This is a genomic window from Allobosea rubneri (assembly GCF_032464875.1).
GTDB classification, from domain to species: Bacteria; Pseudomonadota; Alphaproteobacteria; order Rhizobiales; family Beijerinckiaceae; genus Allobosea; species Allobosea rubneri.
Window position 1 is genome coordinate 248,285 of sequence record NZ_JAWDID010000002.1, and the last position, 15,375, is coordinate 263,659.

Consider the following 15,375-nt stretch of genomic DNA (forward strand, 5'->3'; position numbering starts at 1 on the left):
CAAGGGCGGCTCACGCGAAGCAGCTCACTCGAAGATTGCGCTGAAGCGCTTGCGGGCGGCCGGCTCGTCGGCGAGGGCCTTGGCGGCGTCGAACGGCATCAGCTTGATCGCGTCGCGCGCCGGGTAGCCGGCCGGCAGCGCCACTTGCGGATGAGCCGCGACATAACCCTGCTTCAAAGCCAGCTCCTGGCCTTCCTTCGAGATGAGGAAGTCAACGAAAGCCTTCGCGGCTTCCGCGTTCTTCGTGGTCTTGAGGATCGCGACCGGCTCGCTGACCGCCGAAACGCCTTCCTTCGGGAAGACGAATTCGACCGGGGCGCCCTTCGCCTTCTCGCGGATCGGCATGAAGTCGACGATCATGCCGTAGAGCTTCTCGCCGGTGGCGACCTGGCGCAGGATGTCGCCATTGGCGCCGGCGGCGAGCGCGCCGTTCTTCTGCAGATCCTCGTAGAAGCTCCAGCCGCCGGGCAGGCTGCCGGTCAGGGTGATGGTGTGGATCATCGCCGCGCCCGAGTTCAGCGGGCTCGGCATCGCCAGCAGGTTCTTCGCCTCGGGCTTGGTCAGGTCGAGCCAGCTCGTCGGCTTCAGCGTCGCCTTGGTGTTGTAGACGATGCCGGTGGTGATCAGCTTGGTCGCAAACCAGAACTTGGCGGGATCATGGATGCCGGCCGGATAGGCGGCGCTGTCCGCCTTGTCATGGGCGAGCAGGCGACCTTCCTTCTTGAGGCCCTCCATCGTCACCGCATCGGCGATCAAGAGCACGTCGGCCTGCGGCGCGCCGGCTTCGAACTCAGCCCGCAGCTTGGCCATCACCCGCGGCGTTCCGTCGCGGACAAAGCTGATCTCGACCTTGGGATGCTTGGCCTTGAAAGCGTCGATCGTCTGCTGCGCGTCGGTGTTGGGCTGGCTGGTATAGAGCACGAGCTTGCCCTCGACCGCGCCGGCGGCGTCGATGGCGGGGAGGGCGAGGCCGAGCGCGAGCGCGGCGGCGATTGCGTGGGAACGCATGGCAGTCTCCATGGACCTTACGGGTGGAAGGCCTGCCTCCGCGCTCCTGCGGGACGGTGTCGCGGCCTCCTCCGCGAGGCCGTTAGGCCGCGTAGACGACACATTCGTGACAATCGTGGAGGCGCGGGACCTTATTGAGAGTGCATGGTCCGAACCGACCATCGACCCGGAGTGCCGTCGCTGCCCACCTGCTGTCTGAAACGTGCGAATTTCGGTCGTTTGGACGGCTTGTTTATGAGGGGGGTTTTCGACTAGCTTCGCGCTCAGGCGGCGAGAAACGCCAAATCTAAACGTTTTAAATGGGAGGTTTTCGATGAAATCAATGCGCAATCTGGTGAGCGGTGCCGCCTTGGCCGCACTTGCGGTCGGCTGGACCGGAGCGGCCCTTTCGCAGGAGACGGTGACCGTCTGGTTCACCAAGGGCTTCTACAAGGGCGAGGACGACGCGCTGCTCTCCGTCGTCGACAAATTCCAGAAGGCGACCGGCGTCAAGGTCGACCTCTCCCTCTATGCGACGGAAGACTGCGTCACCAAGTCGGTCGGCGCGGTCCAGGCCGGCACGCCGCCGGATGTCGGCTTCTGCACCACCTACGACTTCCGCACCACCGGGCAGTGGGCCTTCGAGGGCAAGCTCGAGGACGTCACCGACGTCATCGAGCCGATGAAGGGCGAGTTCCAGCCGCAGGCGCTCGCCACCACCTTCCTGATGAACGGCAAGACCGGCAAGAAGGCCTACTACGCCTTCCCGGTCGAGCAGCAGATGATGCACATCACCTACTGGAAGGACATGCTGGAGGAGTTCGGGTTCAAGGAAAGCGACATTCCGAAGACCTGGAATGGCTACTGGGACTTCTGGTGCGACAAGGTCCAGAGCGCGGCGCGCGCCAAGGGCAAGCGCATCTACGCCGTCGGCCACCCGCTCGGCGTCGCGGCGTCCGACACCTTCTACAGCTTCCTGACCTTCGCCAACGCCTATGACGCGAAGATCGTCGACGAGAACGGCAAGATCGTGCTCGACGAGCCGAAGAACCGCGCCGCGATGATCGAGGCGGTGAAGTCCTACGCCAACATCATGCAGCGCGGCTGCACGCCGCCCTCCTCGGTGAACTGGCTCGACCCGGACAACAACGTCGCCTTCCATAACCGTACGACGATCGCGACCCACAACGCGACCATCTCGATCGCCGGCAAGCACATGGACGACATGAACAACCCGGCCCTGACGCAGGAACAGCGCGACGCGGCCAAGAAGAACTATTACGACAACATCCGCACCGCCGAGTTCCCGAAGAAGCCCGACGGCAGCAACATGACCAACCTCGCAGCGGTCAAGACCGCGGTGGTCTTCGCTGACGGCAAGAACAAGAAGCGCGGCAAGGAGTTCATGGCCTTCCTGATGAAGGACGAGAACCTGCGTCCGTTCGTCGAGGGCTCGGCCGGCCGCTGGGTCTCGACGACGCTCGCCGGCATCGAGGCGCCGTTCTGGTCGGATGGCAAGGATCCGCACCGCGCCGTCGTCTACAAGCAGTACAAGGACGGAACCGTGCCGTTCCAGTTCGTCTACAACTACAAGTTCACGGCGGTGAACGCCGAGAACGTCTGGGCCAAGGCCGTCAACCGCGTTCTGGTTGACAAGGTCTCGCCCGAGCAGGCGACCGACGAGATGATCGCCCGCATCAAGCAGATCGCCGGCTGATATCGAAGCCTGCGCTGATCACGACGGCTTTGGGTCCATCGGCCCAAAGCCACAGAAACGTGATCGATTCTAAGCGTTTAGAGCGAGTTCAATGCGAAGAATCGGTTCCCAGTTTTTCGCGCCCCGCTCTATCTGACCAAACAGGCATCCCGCCGCGGATCGCGCTGCGGGATGTCGACGCGTCTCAAAATGGCCTGAGCGCAGAGGAGACAAGAAGATGACCGCCACAACGATGGCAACCTCCAGCCTGGCGCCGAGCGACGCGACCTCGGGGCAGGCGCGCGACCGCGCCTTCTGGGGCGTGCTCATGCTCGCGCCCTATATCCTCGTCTTCGCCGTGATGGTGGTTTATCCGGTCATCTACGGCCTGTGGATCGGCCTGAATTTCCAGTCCTACAAGGCGCTGTTCGCCGACCCGATCTTCTTCCGGACGGTGATCAACACGATCATCTTCCTGTTCGTGGCGGTGAACCTGAAGTTCCTGATCGCGCTCTTTCTCTCTGGCTTCTTCGTCGCCCAGCGCGCCTGGGTCCGCATCGTCCTCGTGCTCTTCATCCTGCCTTGGGCGGTGCCCTCGATCCCGACGATCCTGTCCTTCCGGGTGATGCTGAATCCCGAGAACGGCATGATCAACCAGCAGCTCTTTCAGCTCTTCGGCATCATGGAAGGGCCGGGCTGGCTGACCGATCCGACGCTCGCCTTCGCCTCGTCGATCGTCGTCCATATCTGGAAGTCGCTGCCGTTCTGGACGCTGATCCTGGTCACCGGCCGGCTCGCCATCGCGCAGGATCTCTACGAGGCCGCCAGCGTCGACGGCGCCAATAAATGGCAGCAGTTCCGCTTCATCACCTGGCCGTCGCTGGCGACGCTCTACGTCACCTCGACCCTGCTCTCGATGATCTGGACGCTCGGCGACTTCAACAGCGTCTACTTGCTCACCGGCGGCGGTCCCGGCGACCTCAACCACGTGCTGGCGACGCTCGGCATCCGCTACATGCGCAACAACAATCTCGACCTCGGCGTCGCCTCGATCATCGTCGCCATGCCGCTGATCCTGCCCATGGTCTGGTTCATGGTGAAGCGTCTCTCGAAGGGAGCCGAATGATGAAAAGGCTCCTCGACGAGGGCAAGCTGATCCTGATCGCCATTCCGGTGCTGATCTGGACGATGCTGCCGATCTACCACCTCTTCGTGCTGTCGATCTCGAACCAGGAATCGATGCTGGCCGGCAAGCTCTGGCCCGACCAGCCGACGCTGCAGAACTTCCAGATCGTCTTCAAGCAGCAGCACTACTACCTGACCAATTTCTGGCTGCAGCTCTTCAACAGCTTCCTGATCGCGGTCACCACCGGGCTGCTCACTTTGTTCATCGCGACCTGCGCCGCTTTCGCGATCTCGCGGCTGAAGGCGCCGGGCGGCCGCTCGATCATGAACTTCGCGCTGGCGACCTACCTGATCCCGGCCGCCTTCCTCGCCATCCCCATGTACAAGGCGATGGGCACCTTCGGGCTGCTGAACACGCGCACGGCGCTGATCCTCGCCATGGTGGCGCTGGCTTCGCCCTATGCGATCTGGGTGCTGAAGCAGGCTTCGGACAAATTGCCGAAGGAACTCGACGAAGCCGCGATCATGGACGGCGCGACCTCGCTCCAGCTCTTCCGCATGGTCTATCTGCCGCTGATGAAGCCTTCCATGGTGGTGATCGGCATCTATGCGCTGCTGCTCGCCTGGAACGAGTATCTCTACGCCTTCCTGCTGCTCTCCAGCGAGAAGGAGTTGCCGCTCGCCGTCGGTCTCGGCCTGTTCCTCTCGGCCGACGATGCGCCCTGGAACCTCTTGATGACGGCCGGCCTGATCTACGCCATCCCGCCGGCGGTGATCTATTACGGCTTCCGCAACAACATGGTCTCGGGCCTGACCGCCGGCGCGGTGAAGAGCTGAGTCTCGTCGGTCCGCGGACGGACGAGACCTGCGGAGCGATCCAGCCGACCTGACGCAGGGCTGGATTGCTTCGCTTGTGCTCGCAATGACACGCGGCAGGCGCCATATTGGCGGGGAAACCCGGCCGCATATCCCAAGGGTAGAGAGATGACCGCTTCCAAGCTCGAACAGCTCCGCGCCATGACCACCGTCGTTGCCGACACCGGCGACATCGAGGCGGTGCGGCGGCTGAAGCCGGTGGATTGCACCACCAACCCGACGCTGATCCTCAAGGCGGTCGAGACCCCGGCCTATGCCGCCCTCGTCGACGAGGCGATCGCCTGGGGCAAGCGGCAGGGCGGCGCCGGCGCGGTCGAAGCGGTCTGCGACCGGCTCGCCGTGACCTTCGGCACCGAACTGACCAAGATCGTCCCCGGTCGCGTCTCGACCGAGGTCGACGCGGACCTCTCCTTCGACACCAAGGCGACGATCGAGAAGGCGCGCGCCATCATCGCGGCCTATCAGGAGCGCGGCGTCGGCCGCGAGCGCATTCTGATCAAGATCGCCTCGACCTGGGAAGGCATCCAGGCCGCCCGCGTGCTGCAGGCCGAGGGTGTCGACTGCAACCTGACCCTGCTCTTCGCGCTGCCGCAGGCGGTCGCCTGTGCCGACGCCAAGGCCTTCCTGATCTCGCCCTTCGTCGGCCGGATCCTCGACTGGCACGTCAAGGCCGGCGGTGGGCCCTACACGGCCGAGACCGATCCCGGCGTCGTTTCCGTCCGGAACATCTACAGCTATTACAAGGCCCATGGCATCGACACGGTGGTGATGGGCGCCTCCTTCCGCAACACCGGCGAGATCGAGGCGCTGGCCGGCTGCGACCGGCTGACGATCGGCCCCGGCCTGCTCGACGAGCTCCAGGCCGCGACCGGGGAACTGCCGCGCAAGCTCTCGCCTGAAGCCGCGGGCAAGGCGCCGGAGCGCCTCGTCCTTGACGAGAAGGCCTTCCGCTTCGCCCTGAACGAGGATGCGATGGCGACGGAGAAGCTGGCCGAGGGCATTCGCGGCTTCGTCAAGGACCTGCGCGGCCTGCGCAAGCTCGTCGCGGCCAAGCTCGAACAGGCCAAGGCGGCGTGAGCGCAGCGGATCTCGCCAAGGTCGCCGTCGTCACCGGCGGCGCCAAGGGTATCGGCCGCGCCGTCTGCGAGCGGCTCGCCGATGGCGGCTTCGTGCCGGTCGTGTGGGATCTGGCCGAAGGCGAGGGCGGCCATGCCTTCGTTCCTTGCGACGTAGCCGACGAGGCACAGGTCGCGGCCGCTCTGGCACGCACGGAAAGCGAGCACGGGCCGGTCGCCGTGCTCGTCAACAATGCCGGGCTGACCGGCCCCTCGACCACCGTCGCGCAGACGCCGCTGGCGCAATGGCAGAAGGTCCAGGCGGTCAACCTGACCGGCACCTTCCTCTGCTCGCGCGCCGTCGCGGCTGCGATGGCGCCGCGCGGCTATGGCCGCATCGTCAACATCGCCTCGCTCGCCGGCAAGGAGGGCACTCCGACGCTCTCCGCCTACAGCGCCGCCAAGGCCGGCGTGATCGCGCTCACCAAGTCGCAGGGCAAGGAGCTCGCCGGCAGCGGCGTGCTGGTCAATGCGGTGGCTCCGGCGGCGATCGAAACCGAGTTGCTGCAGCAGATGAGCGAGGAGACGGTCGCGACCATGATCGGCAAGAGCCCGCTCAAGCGGCTCGGCAAGGTCGAGGAACTGGCCGAACTCGTCGCCTGGCTGGCTAGCGAGAAATGCAGCTTCTCGACCGGAGCCGTCTTCGATCTGTCGGGCGGTCGCGCGACCTACTGAGCCAGCGAGATCGCGTTTTCGGCCCTGATCTTCTGCACGAGCGCAGCGGGGCTGGCCTCGCCGTCATAGCGGAAATACGCCCGCCCGCCGGCAGCCGCGGCCTGCAGCGTCTGCTGCTGCGCCTTCGGCAAGCGCTTCGTGTCGCCCAGCGCCGTGAAGGCGGCCGGTGAGTGCTCCGAAGCGCTGCGCCCGTCGAAGACGACGACGCCCGCGCGCGTCACGACGATGTCGCCTTTGCGCAGCGTCGGATCGTGCAGATACCAGTGCGGATCAGTCGCCGGATCGAGTTTCACCGCGGGTTCCACTGGCTTGGTCGACGCCGCGGCTGCGCGCGGCTTCTGCCGTTTCGGTTTCACCGTCATCTCGAAGGGATCGCTGCCGATGAAGCGGTCGCCGCGGCCGATCATGGCCGGCGGCGTCGGGCGCGCCCCGAAAATGCGCGCCAGATCGTCGAAGAAGCCGGCCGCCTGCGCCTGGGGAGCCATGGCGAGGCCGAGCGCTCCCGCCAGTCCCATTGCCAGTACCCTGCGCCGTGACATTGCTGTTACTCCCTGCCTGCTCCCTGAAACGAAGTGCGAGCCGAAAGGTTCAATGGCACCGGCAGTCGCGTTTTCGCGGGGATGCTTCTGTCTGGAGACGCAGAAGGCTTATGGAACGCCGCCGCCGCTCGCTGGAGCCCCGGCATCTGCCTGTTTCGGCGGCTGGCGATGCGCCCGATCTCCCGGAGCACCGATTTCAACTCTTCGTGTGAGGCGGCGTCTGCCACCGCCACGCCATGTTTCGGGCAGTCCGTCGTGCCATGACCCGACTTGCTGTATCCATGCTCGCGCTCTTGGCGGCCGGTGCGGTGGTCGCCCAGACTTCCCTGTCGCTGCGCCCGGGGGCCAGCGAGGTCGGCTTCGTCGCGCGCCGTTTCGGCGTGCCGACCGCCTCGGGGCAGTTCCAGCATTATGATGGCGTCGTGGCGCTCGACTTCGCACGCCCGGAGCGCAGCCGTATCCGCATCACCATCGAGACCGCATCGCTGCACACCGGCTCGTCGCTGGTCGATGATTTCATCAAGGGCGAGAGCATGCTCGACACGGCCCATCACCCGGTCGCCAGCTTCACCTCGGACAGCGTGACCCGGACGGGTGAGCGCAGCCTGACGATCCAGGGACGGCTGACCATCCGCTCGGTCACCCATCCGGTTGCGGCGACCGCCGTCGCCGAGGACGATGTCGGGGCCGCCGAGCGCAATGGTCGCCTGCAATTTCGTGCTAGCGCAGCCTTTTCGCGCTCGGCCTTCGGCATCGGCCGCGAGGTCAATGTCGTCGACGATCAGGTCGAGATCGCGATCAAGGGGCGGCTCGGGCAATGACCACGGCGGTCGCGAGGCCGCCCGGCTGGCATCCGGCGCTCGTCGCCCTGCACTGGCTGACGGTGGCGCTCATCGCAGTCCAGTACGGCTTGTCGCGTTTGATGGGCGACGAGAGCCGCGACCTGCTCGGCCGGTTCGTGCTCTATCAATGGCATAAATCGATTGGGCTGACCGTCGCGCTGTTCGTCGTGATGCGGCTGAGTCTGCGGCTGGTCATCCCGGATCCGGAGCCATTGCCCGCCAGTATCTGGCTACGCCGGGCGGCGCAGGCCGTTCATGCCGCGCTCTACCTCTGCCTGCTCGCGCTGCCCGTCACGGGTCTGCTGATGGTCTCGGCTGCGCCGATCCAGATCCCCACCCTGTATTTCGGCTGGTTTTCGGTGCCCCATCCCATCGGACCGGACAAGGCGACCTATGAGCTGATGCGCGGCCTGCACGGGCTGGCTTTCGACAGCCTCGTCGCGCTGGGACTGGTCCATCTCGGCGCAGCACTGTTCCACCAGCTCGTCTGGCGGGACGGGCTGCTGCGCCGGATGTGGTTTCGCCGCGTTGGCTCAGGCGCCTTGTAAGGCCTGGGCCGCGATGGCCTCGGCGCGGATCGTCGACAGCGTCTTCGCCGGCGTGATCGCCTCCGGGTCGAGCAGGCAATGGATGATCGCCGGCTTGCCCGAGGTCACCGCCCGCTCGAAGGCCGGCGCGAACTGCTCGGTCGTCTCGACGCGCTCGCCATGGCCGCCAAAGGCCTTGGCGTAAGAAGCGAAGTCCGGGTTCTTCAGCGTCGTTGCCGAGACGCGGCCGGGATAGTGCTTCTCCTGATGCATCCGGATCGTGCCGTACATGCCGTTGTCGACGACGATCACGATCACCGGCAGCTCGTACTGCACCGCGGTCGCAAAATCCTGGCCGTTCATCAGGAAGCAGCCATCGCCCGCAAAGGCGACCACTGTTCTTTCAGGGAACAATCGCTTGGCGCCGATCGCCGCCGGCACGCCATAGCCCATCGAGCCGCAGGTCGGCGCGAGCTGCGTCGCGAACTTGGTGAAGCGGTGGAAGCGGTGCACCCAGGTCGCGTAGTTGCCGGCGCCGTTGCACATGATCGCATCGGCCGGCAGGTTGCGGCGCAGCCAGGTCACCATCTCGCCGGGATGGAACTTGCCCGGCACTGGGGCCGGCTGCTCACTCCAGCCGAGATAGGCCTCATGCGCCTCGGCGGCGGCACCGGCCCACGGGATCTCCTGCGGCGGATGCACGGTTTCGAGCGCGGCGCAGAAGGCGGTCGGCGTCGCATTGATCGCGAGCGAGGGGCGGTAGACCCGCCCGAGCTCCTCGGGATCGGGATGGACATGCACCAGCGGCCGGCCCGGGTTGGGAATGCCGAACAGGGTGTAGGACTGGCTCGGCATCTCCGAGAGCCGCCCGCCGACCAGGATGACGAGATCGCTCTCCTGGATGCGCTTAAGGAGCTTCGGGTTGGGACCGATGCCGAGGTCGCCGCCGAAGTTCGGATGATCGGCCGGGAACAGCATCTGGCGCCGGAAGGAGACGAAGACCGGCAGGTCGAAGCGTTCGGCGAAGCGCTGGAAGCGCTCGATCGCCTGCGGGTTCCAGCGCGAGCCGCCGAGGATCGCGACCGGCTTCTTTGCAGCCCAGAGTCGCTTCTGCAGGTCGATCGTCTGCAGCAGGGACGGGTGCGTCTCGGTGACCTGGTAGGGCTCGGCATCGGCGACGTCGGCGAGATCGGTCAGCACGTCCTCGGGCAGCGCGATCACCACCGGGCCGGGGCGGCCCGAGGTCGCGACATGGAAGGCGCGGCTGATGATCTCGGGGATGCGCGCGGCATCGTCGATCTCTGTCGCCCATTTCGTCATCGTGCCGAAGACGGCGCGGTAATCGAGTTCCTGGAAGGCCTCGCGCTCGCGCATGCCGCGCTCGATCTGGCCGACGAACAGGATCATCGGCGTCGAGTCCTGGTCGGCGATATGGATGCCCGGCGAGGCGTTGGTCGCGCCGGGGCCGCGCGTCACGAAGCAGATGCCGGGCTTGCCGGTGAGCTTGCCGGCGGCTTCCGCCATCATCGCCGCGCCGCCCTCGGCCCGGCAGATCGTGACCTTGAGATTGGCGTCGTGCAGCGCGTCGAGCACGGCAAGATAGCTCTCGCCCGGCACGCAGAACGCATCGGTCGCGCCGTGGATCAGGAGTTGGTCGACGAGGATTTGCCCGCCGGTCCGTTCAGCCATGTCGTCCACTCCAGGTGGGGTCGTTGAGGATTTCGTCTTTGTGCTCGCCGAGCCGCGGGCTCGGCCGGCCGGCGACCTGGCGCACCCCGTCGATCACGATCGGCGAGGCGACGGTCGGGATCGCGCCGGCCTTGGCGGCGGCGCTCGGCAGCTCGGTCTTGATGCCGCGCGCGATCACCTGCGGATCGGCGAAGACCTCGCCGATATCGTTGATCGGCCCGGCCGGGACGCCGGCGCCTTCCAGCGCCGTCAGCAGCTCGCCCTTGTGGCGGCGCGCGGTCAGCGAGGCCAGCATCGGGATCAGCACGGCACGGCCGGCGACGCGGCCCTTATTGTCGGCATAGTCGGGATTGCTGCCGAGATCGGCACGGCCCAGTACCTCGCAGAGCCGGCGATACTGCCCGTCATTGCCGGTGGCGATGATGATGTGGCCGTCCGCTACGGGGAAGACCTCGTAGGGGACGATGTTGGGATGGGCGTTGCCCAGCCGGGCCGGCGGCTTGCCGGAGACCAGATAGTTCAGCGCCTGGTTGCCGAGCACGGCGACCTGCGTGTCCATCAGGGCAAGATCGATGGTCGCGCCTTCGCCCGTCTGGTCGCGCCGGCGCAGCGCAGCGAGGATGCCGACGGTGGAATAGAGCCCGGTGAAGATGTCGGTCTTGGCATAGCCGGCCTTGGTCGGCTGGCCGTCCGGCTGGCCGGTGATCGACATCGAGCCGGCCATGCCCTGGATCAGGAAGTCGTAGCCGGCGCGCTCGGCATAGGGCCCGTCCTGCCCGAAACCGGTTATCGAGCAGTAGATCAGGCTCGGGTGGAGCTTGCGCAGGCTCGCGGCGTCGAGCCCGTATTTGGCGAGCCCGCCGACCTTGAAGTTCTCGATCACGATATCGGCGTGGCCGGCCAACTGGCGCACCAGGGCCCGGCCTTCCTCGCTGCGGAAATCGGCGGTGATCGAACGCTTGCCGCGATTGCAGGAATGGAAATACGCGGCCGACAAATGCTCGCCATCGAGCCCTTCGACGAAGGGCGGGCCCCAGCTGCGGGTGTCGTCGCCTTCCGGGCTCTCGACCTTGACGACATCGGCGCCGAGATCGGCGAGCAACTGCCCGATCCAGGGACCGGCGAGGATGCGCGCCAGCTCGAGGACGCGCAGGCCGGCGAGGGGAGGGGTCGAAGTCATCGCGGGAATCCACGTCGTCGTCCCGGCCGCAGCGCAGCGGAGAGCCGGGACCCATGCCGGAACAGTTCAGGCATGGGTCCCGGGTCGAGCTGTGCTCGCCCGGAACGACCCGAGAGGGAGGACTAGAAGAACGCCTGCAGGCCCGTGACGGCCCGGCCGAGGATCAGCGCATGGACGTCGTGCGTGCCCTCATAGGTGTTGACCGTCTCGAGGTTCGCCGCATGGCGCATGACATGATACTCGATCGAGATGCCGTTGCCGCCGTGCATGTCGCGGGCCGCACGGGCGATGTCGAGCGCCTTGCCGCAATTGTTGCGCTTCACGAGGCTGATCATCTCCGGCGCCATCTTGCCCTCGTCGAGCAGGCGGCCGACGCGCAGCGAACCCTGCAGGCCGAGCGTGATCTCGGTGACCATGTCGGCGAGCTTCTTCTGGTAAAGCTGCGTCTGGGCGAGCGGCTTGTTGAACTGCTTGCGGTCGAGCCCGTACTGGCGCGCGCGGTGGAAGCAGTCCTCGGCGGCGCCCATCGCGCCCCAGGAGATGCCGTAGCGGGCGCGGTTGAGGCAGCCGAACGGACCCTTCAGGCCCGAAACGTTCGGCAGCAGGTTCTCTTCCGGCACGATCACGCCGTCCATGACGACTTCGCCGGTGATCGAGGCGCGCAAGGAAAGCTTGCCGCCGACCTTCGGCGCGGAGAGGCCCTTCATGCCCTTTTCGAGGATGAAGCCGCGGATCTCGTTGTCATGCGCGACCGACTTCGCCCAGATGACGAAGACGTCGGCGATCGGCGAGTTCGAGATCCACATCTTCGAACCGGTCAGCTTGTAGCCGTCGGCAACCTTCTCGGCGCGGGTCTTCATGCCCGCCGGGTCCGAGCCGGCGTCGGGCTCGGTCAGGCCGAAGCAGCCGACCCATTCGCCGGAGCCGAGCTTCGGGAGGTACTTCTTGCGCTGGTTCTCGTCGCCATAGGCATAGATCGGGTACATCACGAGCGAAGACTGCACGCTCATCATCGAGCGATAGCCGGAGTCGACGCGCTCGACCTCGCGGGCGACCAGCCCATAGGAGACGTAGTTGGCGCCGGCACAGCCATACTCCTCGGGAACCGTAACGCCGAGCAGGCCGAGCTCGCCCATCTCGTTGAAGATGCCGCGCTCGGTCTTCTCCTCGAGATAGGCCTCGGCGACGCGCGGCTGCAGCTTCTCCTGCGCGTACTGGCGGGCCGTGTCGCGGATCAGCCGCTCGTCCTCGGAGAGCTGTTCGTCGAGCAGGAAGGGATCTTCCCAGCTGAACTGCGCGAGCTTGTGGCTATGGGCGGTCTTGCGGGCGGCCTCGGCCATGATCTCAACTCCCCTTTGTTCCTGTTCGCCGTCATTGCGAGGAGCGTAGCGACGAAGCAATCCAGGGAGGCGTAGAGCGCTGCCGCTCCTGGATTGCTTCGCTACGCTCGCAATGACGGTGTGTTTTCCTAGTTCAAAGTCTCACGCATCCACATCGAAGCTGACGCCCTGCGCCAGCGGCAAGGTGGTGCCGTAGTTCACCGTGTTGGTGGCGCGGCGCATATAGGCCTTCCAGGCGTCCGAGCCGGCCTCGCGGCCGCCGCCGGTCTCCTTCTCGCCACCGAACGCGCCGCCGATCTCGGCGCCGGAGGGGCCGATATTGACGTTGGCGATGCCGCAATCCGAGCCCTCATCCGAAACGAAGAGCTCGGCCTCGCGCATGTTCATGGTGAAGATCGACGAGGACAGGCCGGCGCCGACCGCGTTCTGCATGGCGATCGCCTGGTCGAGGCTGTTGTACTTCATGACATAGAGGATCGGCGCGAAGGTCTCGCGCTCGACCGGGCCAGTCTGCGCGGGCATCTCGACCAGCGCCGGGCGGACATAGAAGCCGCCCTGGCCGACATCGACCTTCTCGCCGCCATGGACCTTGCCGCCGGCGGCCTTGGCCTCGGACAGCGCCTTCTGCATGCCCTGATAGGCGGCCTCGTCGACCAGCGGGCCGACCAGCACACCGGCTTCGCGGGGATCGCCGATCTTCACCGAGCCGTAGACCTTGATCAGCTTCGGGATCAGCGCGTCGTACACGCTCTCATGCACGATCAGGCGGCGCAGCGTGGTGCAGCGCTGGCCGGCGGTGCCCATCGCCGCAAAGGCGATGCCGCGCAGCGCGATGTCGAGATCGGCCGAGGGAGCGACGATCGCGGCATTGTTGCCGCCGAGCTCAAGGATGGCGCGGGCGAAGCGCGCCGCCAGCTTCTGGCCGACTTCCTTGCCCATCCGGGTCGAGCCCGTGGCAGAGACGACCGGAACGCGATGGTCCTGGACCAGGATGTCGCCGATCTCGCGGCCGCCGATCAGCACCTCGGAGAGGCCGGCCGGGGCTTCGGGGCCGAAGCGCTTCATCGTCTTCTCGACGATCGCCTGCACGGCGAGCGCCGTCAGCGGGGTCTTCTCGGACGGCTTCCAGACGACGCTGTCGCCGCAGACGAAGGCGAGCGCTGCATTCCACGACCAGACCGCGACCGGGAAGTTGAAGGCCGAGATCACGCCGCAGACGCCGAGCGGGTGCCAGGTCTCCATCATGCGGTGGCTCGGGCGCTCGGTGGCGATGGTCAGGCCGTAGAGCTGGCGCGACAGGCCGACGGCGAAGTCGCAGATGTCGATCATCTCCTGGACCTCGCCGAGGCCCTCGGAGGTGATCTTGCCGGCTTCGAGCGTCACCAGCAGGCCGAGATCGGTCTTGGCGGCACGCAGCTCCTCACCGAGCAGGCGCACGAACTCGCCGCGCCGCGGCGCCGGCACCTTGCGCCAGGCGAGATAGGCCGACTGGGCCCTGCCGATCGCGGCCTCGGCCTCGGCCGGCGAGGTTTCGCGCAGGGTCGCGACGGTCTCGCCGGTGATCGGCGAGCGGGCCGAAAGGCCGGCGCCGGCATAGGCGGCTTCCGGCACGCCGAGGCGCTGGAGGAGGGCGAGGGCGTCTTTGGGAAGGGAAGTGGTCATCTCGTGCCTGTGCCTGGCGCTCCTGCCCGTAGCGGGGAGGAACGCATGAAACAGATCGCCGTCCCGGCCCGCGTCGGCCGCGGCGGAAGGCGATCGTCGAAAAGCCTGTCGGTTCCGCCGGAGAATGCCCTCTTTCGGTCGCCGCGGGCAACCGATATGTTCTCATATATTGATGAGGTTTTCTCATGACGTATGAGCTCGTGCCTGGGCGCCTTTCGGTGCCCTCCCTCTCGGCGCTGGCCGCCTTCGAGGCGGCGGCGCGCCATGGCAGCTTCACCCGCGCCGCCGAGGAGATGAACCTGACGCAAGGGGCGGTCAGCCGCCAGGTCGCCCTGCTCGAGCAGAGTCTCGGCCTGAGCCTGTTCGAGCGCGTCAAGAAGCGCGTCAGCCTGACGCCGGCCGGGGCCGCCTATGCGGCGGAGGTCCGCGACGGCCTGTCCCGGCTCGCCGCCGCGACCCTGTCGGCCATGGCCTTTCGCGGCGCTGCCGGCCTGCTGCATCTCGCCATTCTGCCGACTTTCGGCACGCGCTGGCTGATTCCGCGGCTGCCGCGCTTCACCGAGGCCCATCCCGGCGTCACCATCAATTTCTCGACGCGGATCGTGCCCTTTGATTTCGCCCACGACCCCGCGGATGCGGCGATCCATTTCGGCCATCCGGTCTGGCCGGGTGCGCGGCTGCACCGGCTGATGGGCGAGGAGGTCGTGCCGGTGGCGGCGCCCGCACTGGTGGCGCGTGCGGGCCTCGCCGAGGCCGCCGACCTGCTGCGCCAGCCCTTGCTGCAGCAGTCGACGCGGCCGCGGGCCTGGGCCGACTGGCTGGAGAAACAGGGTCTGCCGCCGGAGCGGGCGCTGATGGGCCCGCGCTTCGAGCAGTTCGCCATGGTGGCGCAGGCCGCCGTCGCCGGTCTCGGCATCGCCATCGTGCCGCGCCTCCTGGTCGAGGAGGAGTTGCGTTCCGGCGCGCTCGTCATCCCGGTCGACCGGCCGGTGCGCGGGTCGGAGGGCTATTACCTCGTCTATCCCGAGGCCAAGGCGAGCCTGCCGACCGTGATCGCCTTCCGCGACTGGCTGCTGGGTGAATGCGAGGGCGTCGGCTAGCAGCTCTCGACAAGAGCGGAAA

Annotated in this window: 15 protein-coding genes; 9 read left to right on the forward strand and 6 right to left on the reverse strand. The window is 66.7% G+C overall.

Going from position 1 to position 15,375, the window contains the following annotated elements; all coding sequences use genetic code 11:
• Positions 1 to 24: 24 nt before the first annotated feature.
• Positions 25 to 1,008, reverse strand: a complete 984-nt coding sequence (locus RKE40_RS02565; protein WP_390893188.1) for an ABC transporter substrate-binding protein — start codon at positions 1,006 to 1,008, stop codon at positions 25 to 27.
• 322 nt (positions 1,009 to 1,330) lie between these two features.
• Here RKE40_RS02565 and RKE40_RS02570 point away from each other — a divergent pair, with 322 nt between their 5' ends.
• The 5 genes from RKE40_RS02570 to RKE40_RS02590 all read left to right on the forward strand — a co-directional run bounded on the left by RKE40_RS02570 (position 1,331) and on the right by RKE40_RS02590 (position 6,474).
• A complete protein-coding gene (locus RKE40_RS02570) occupies positions 1,331 to 2,704 on the forward strand; it encodes an ABC transporter substrate-binding protein (protein ID WP_316016725.1) in 1,374 nt (457 codons plus the stop codon).
• 217 nt (positions 2,705 to 2,921) lie between these two features.
• On the forward strand, positions 2,922 to 3,809 hold the full coding sequence (locus tag RKE40_RS02575; RefSeq protein WP_390893189.1) for a carbohydrate ABC transporter permease: 888 nt from the start codon (positions 2,922 to 2,924) through the stop codon (positions 3,807 to 3,809).
• Positions 3,809 to 4,645 carry a carbohydrate ABC transporter permease gene (locus RKE40_RS02580; protein ID WP_316016678.1) on the forward strand — a complete coding sequence of 279 codons (837 nt, stop codon included), beginning with the start codon at positions 3,809 to 3,811 and terminating at the stop codon, positions 4,643 to 4,645. Before RKE40_RS02575 ends, RKE40_RS02580 begins: the two co-directional genes overlap by 1 nt.
• A gap of 147 nt (positions 4,646 to 4,792) precedes the next feature.
• A complete protein-coding gene (gene tal, locus RKE40_RS02585; RefSeq protein ID WP_316016679.1) occupies positions 4,793 to 5,761 on the forward strand; it encodes a transaldolase in 969 nt (322 codons plus the stop codon).
• The gene (locus tag RKE40_RS02590; RefSeq protein WP_316016680.1) at positions 5,758 to 6,474 is read left to right on the forward strand and encodes an SDR family NAD(P)-dependent oxidoreductase; all 717 of its coding nucleotides are present in this window, start codon (positions 5,758 to 5,760) and stop codon (positions 6,472 to 6,474) included. The genes tal and RKE40_RS02590 overlap by 4 nt, the downstream gene beginning before the upstream one ends.
• Here the strand turns inward: RKE40_RS02590 and RKE40_RS02595 are convergent.
• The gene (locus RKE40_RS02595; protein WP_316016681.1) at positions 6,468 to 7,013 is read right to left on the reverse strand and encodes a hypothetical protein; all 546 of its coding nucleotides are present in this window, start codon (positions 7,011 to 7,013) and stop codon (positions 6,468 to 6,470) included. The two genes, RKE40_RS02590 and RKE40_RS02595, sit on opposite strands and share 7 nt — an antisense overlap.
• A gap of 281 nt (positions 7,014 to 7,294) precedes the next feature.
• On the opposite strand from RKE40_RS02595, the gene RKE40_RS02600 reads away from it, so the two are divergent.
• Positions 7,295 to 7,834 (forward strand): YceI family protein, encoded by a 540-nt coding sequence (locus RKE40_RS02600; protein ID WP_316016682.1) that lies wholly within the window; start codon positions 7,295 to 7,297, stop codon positions 7,832 to 7,834.
• Positions 7,831 to 8,403: a cytochrome b gene (locus RKE40_RS02605; RefSeq protein WP_316016683.1), complete on the forward strand. Its 573-nt coding sequence runs from the start codon at positions 7,831 to 7,833 to the stop codon at positions 8,401 to 8,403. The genes RKE40_RS02600 and RKE40_RS02605 overlap by 4 nt, the downstream gene beginning before the upstream one ends.
• On the opposite strand, the gene RKE40_RS02610 is transcribed toward RKE40_RS02605, so the two are convergent.
• The 4 genes from RKE40_RS02610 to amaB form a co-directional block, all read right to left on the reverse strand.
• Positions 8,389 to 10,071: a thiamine pyrophosphate-binding protein gene (locus RKE40_RS02610; RefSeq protein WP_316016684.1), complete on the reverse strand. Its 1,683-nt coding sequence runs from the start codon at positions 10,069 to 10,071 to the stop codon at positions 8,389 to 8,391. The two genes, RKE40_RS02605 and RKE40_RS02610, sit on opposite strands and share 15 nt — an antisense overlap.
• A complete protein-coding gene (locus RKE40_RS02615) occupies positions 10,064 to 11,251 on the reverse strand; it encodes a CaiB/BaiF CoA transferase family protein (protein WP_316016685.1) in 1,188 nt (395 codons plus the stop codon). Before RKE40_RS02615 ends, RKE40_RS02610 begins: the two co-directional genes overlap by 8 nt.
• Before the next feature lie 122 nt (positions 11,252 to 11,373).
• Complete coding sequence (locus RKE40_RS02620) at positions 11,374 to 12,591, reverse strand: acyl-CoA dehydrogenase (protein WP_316016686.1); 1,218 nt, start codon at positions 12,589 to 12,591, stop codon at positions 11,374 to 11,376.
• Between the two features lie 141 nt (positions 12,592 to 12,732).
• Positions 12,733 to 14,253, reverse strand: a complete 1,521-nt coding sequence (gene amaB, locus RKE40_RS02625) for an L-piperidine-6-carboxylate dehydrogenase (RefSeq protein WP_316016687.1) — start codon at positions 14,251 to 14,253, stop codon at positions 12,733 to 12,735.
• A 45-nt stretch (positions 14,254 to 14,298) separates the two neighbouring features.
• Here amaB and RKE40_RS02630 point away from each other — a divergent pair, with 45 nt between their 5' ends.
• Together RKE40_RS02630 and RKE40_RS02635 are read left to right on the forward strand one after the other, a co-directional pair.
• Positions 14,299 to 14,442 (forward strand): hypothetical protein, encoded by a 144-nt coding sequence (locus RKE40_RS02630; RefSeq protein ID WP_316016688.1) that lies wholly within the window; start codon positions 14,299 to 14,301, stop codon positions 14,440 to 14,442.
• Positions 14,439 to 15,353 (forward strand): LysR family transcriptional regulator, encoded by a 915-nt coding sequence (locus tag RKE40_RS02635; protein ID WP_316016689.1) that lies wholly within the window; start codon positions 14,439 to 14,441, stop codon positions 15,351 to 15,353. Before RKE40_RS02630 ends, RKE40_RS02635 begins: the two co-directional genes overlap by 4 nt.
• Positions 15,354 to 15,375: the final 22 nt, after the last annotated feature.

Coding starts and splice junctions, on each gene's coding strand:
- RKE40_RS02615 (WP_316016685.1), bottom strand. CDS start 11,251: ATGACTTCGACCCCTCCCCTCGCCGGCCTGCGCGTCCTCGAGCTGGCG.
- RKE40_RS02605 (WP_316016683.1), top strand. CDS start 7,831: ATGACCACGGCGGTCGCGAGGCCGCCCGGCTGGCATCCGGCGCTCGTC.
- RKE40_RS02600 (WP_316016682.1), top strand. CDS start 7,295: ATGCTCGCGCTCTTGGCGGCCGGTGCGGTGGTCGCCCAGACTTCCCTG.
- RKE40_RS02565 (WP_390893188.1), bottom strand. CDS start 1,008: ATGCGTTCCCACGCAATCGCCGCCGCGCTCGCGCTCGGCCTCGCCCTC.
- RKE40_RS02610 (WP_316016684.1), bottom strand. CDS start 10,071: ATGGCTGAACGGACCGGCGGGCAAATCCTCGTCGACCAACTCCTGATC.
- RKE40_RS02630 (WP_316016688.1), top strand. CDS start 14,299: ATGAAACAGATCGCCGTCCCGGCCCGCGTCGGCCGCGGCGGAAGGCGA.
- RKE40_RS02620 (WP_316016686.1), bottom strand. CDS start 12,591: ATGGCCGAGGCCGCCCGCAAGACCGCCCATAGCCACAAGCTCGCGCAG.
- RKE40_RS02595 (WP_316016681.1), bottom strand. CDS start 7,013: ATGTCACGGCGCAGGGTACTGGCAATGGGACTGGCGGGAGCGCTCGGC.
- RKE40_RS02570 (WP_316016725.1), top strand. CDS start 1,331: ATGCGCAATCTGGTGAGCGGTGCCGCCTTGGCCGCACTTGCGGTCGGC.
- RKE40_RS02575 (WP_390893189.1), top strand. CDS start 2,922: ATGACCGCCACAACGATGGCAACCTCCAGCCTGGCGCCGAGCGACGCG.
- amaB (WP_316016687.1), bottom strand. CDS start 14,253: ATGACCACTTCCCTTCCCAAAGACGCCCTCGCCCTCCTCCAGCGCCTC.
- RKE40_RS02635 (WP_316016689.1), top strand. CDS start 14,439: ATGACGTATGAGCTCGTGCCTGGGCGCCTTTCGGTGCCCTCCCTCTCG.
- RKE40_RS02580 (WP_316016678.1), top strand. CDS start 3,809: ATGAAAAGGCTCCTCGACGAGGGCAAGCTGATCCTGATCGCCATTCCG.
- tal (WP_316016679.1), top strand. CDS start 4,793: ATGACCGCTTCCAAGCTCGAACAGCTCCGCGCCATGACCACCGTCGTT.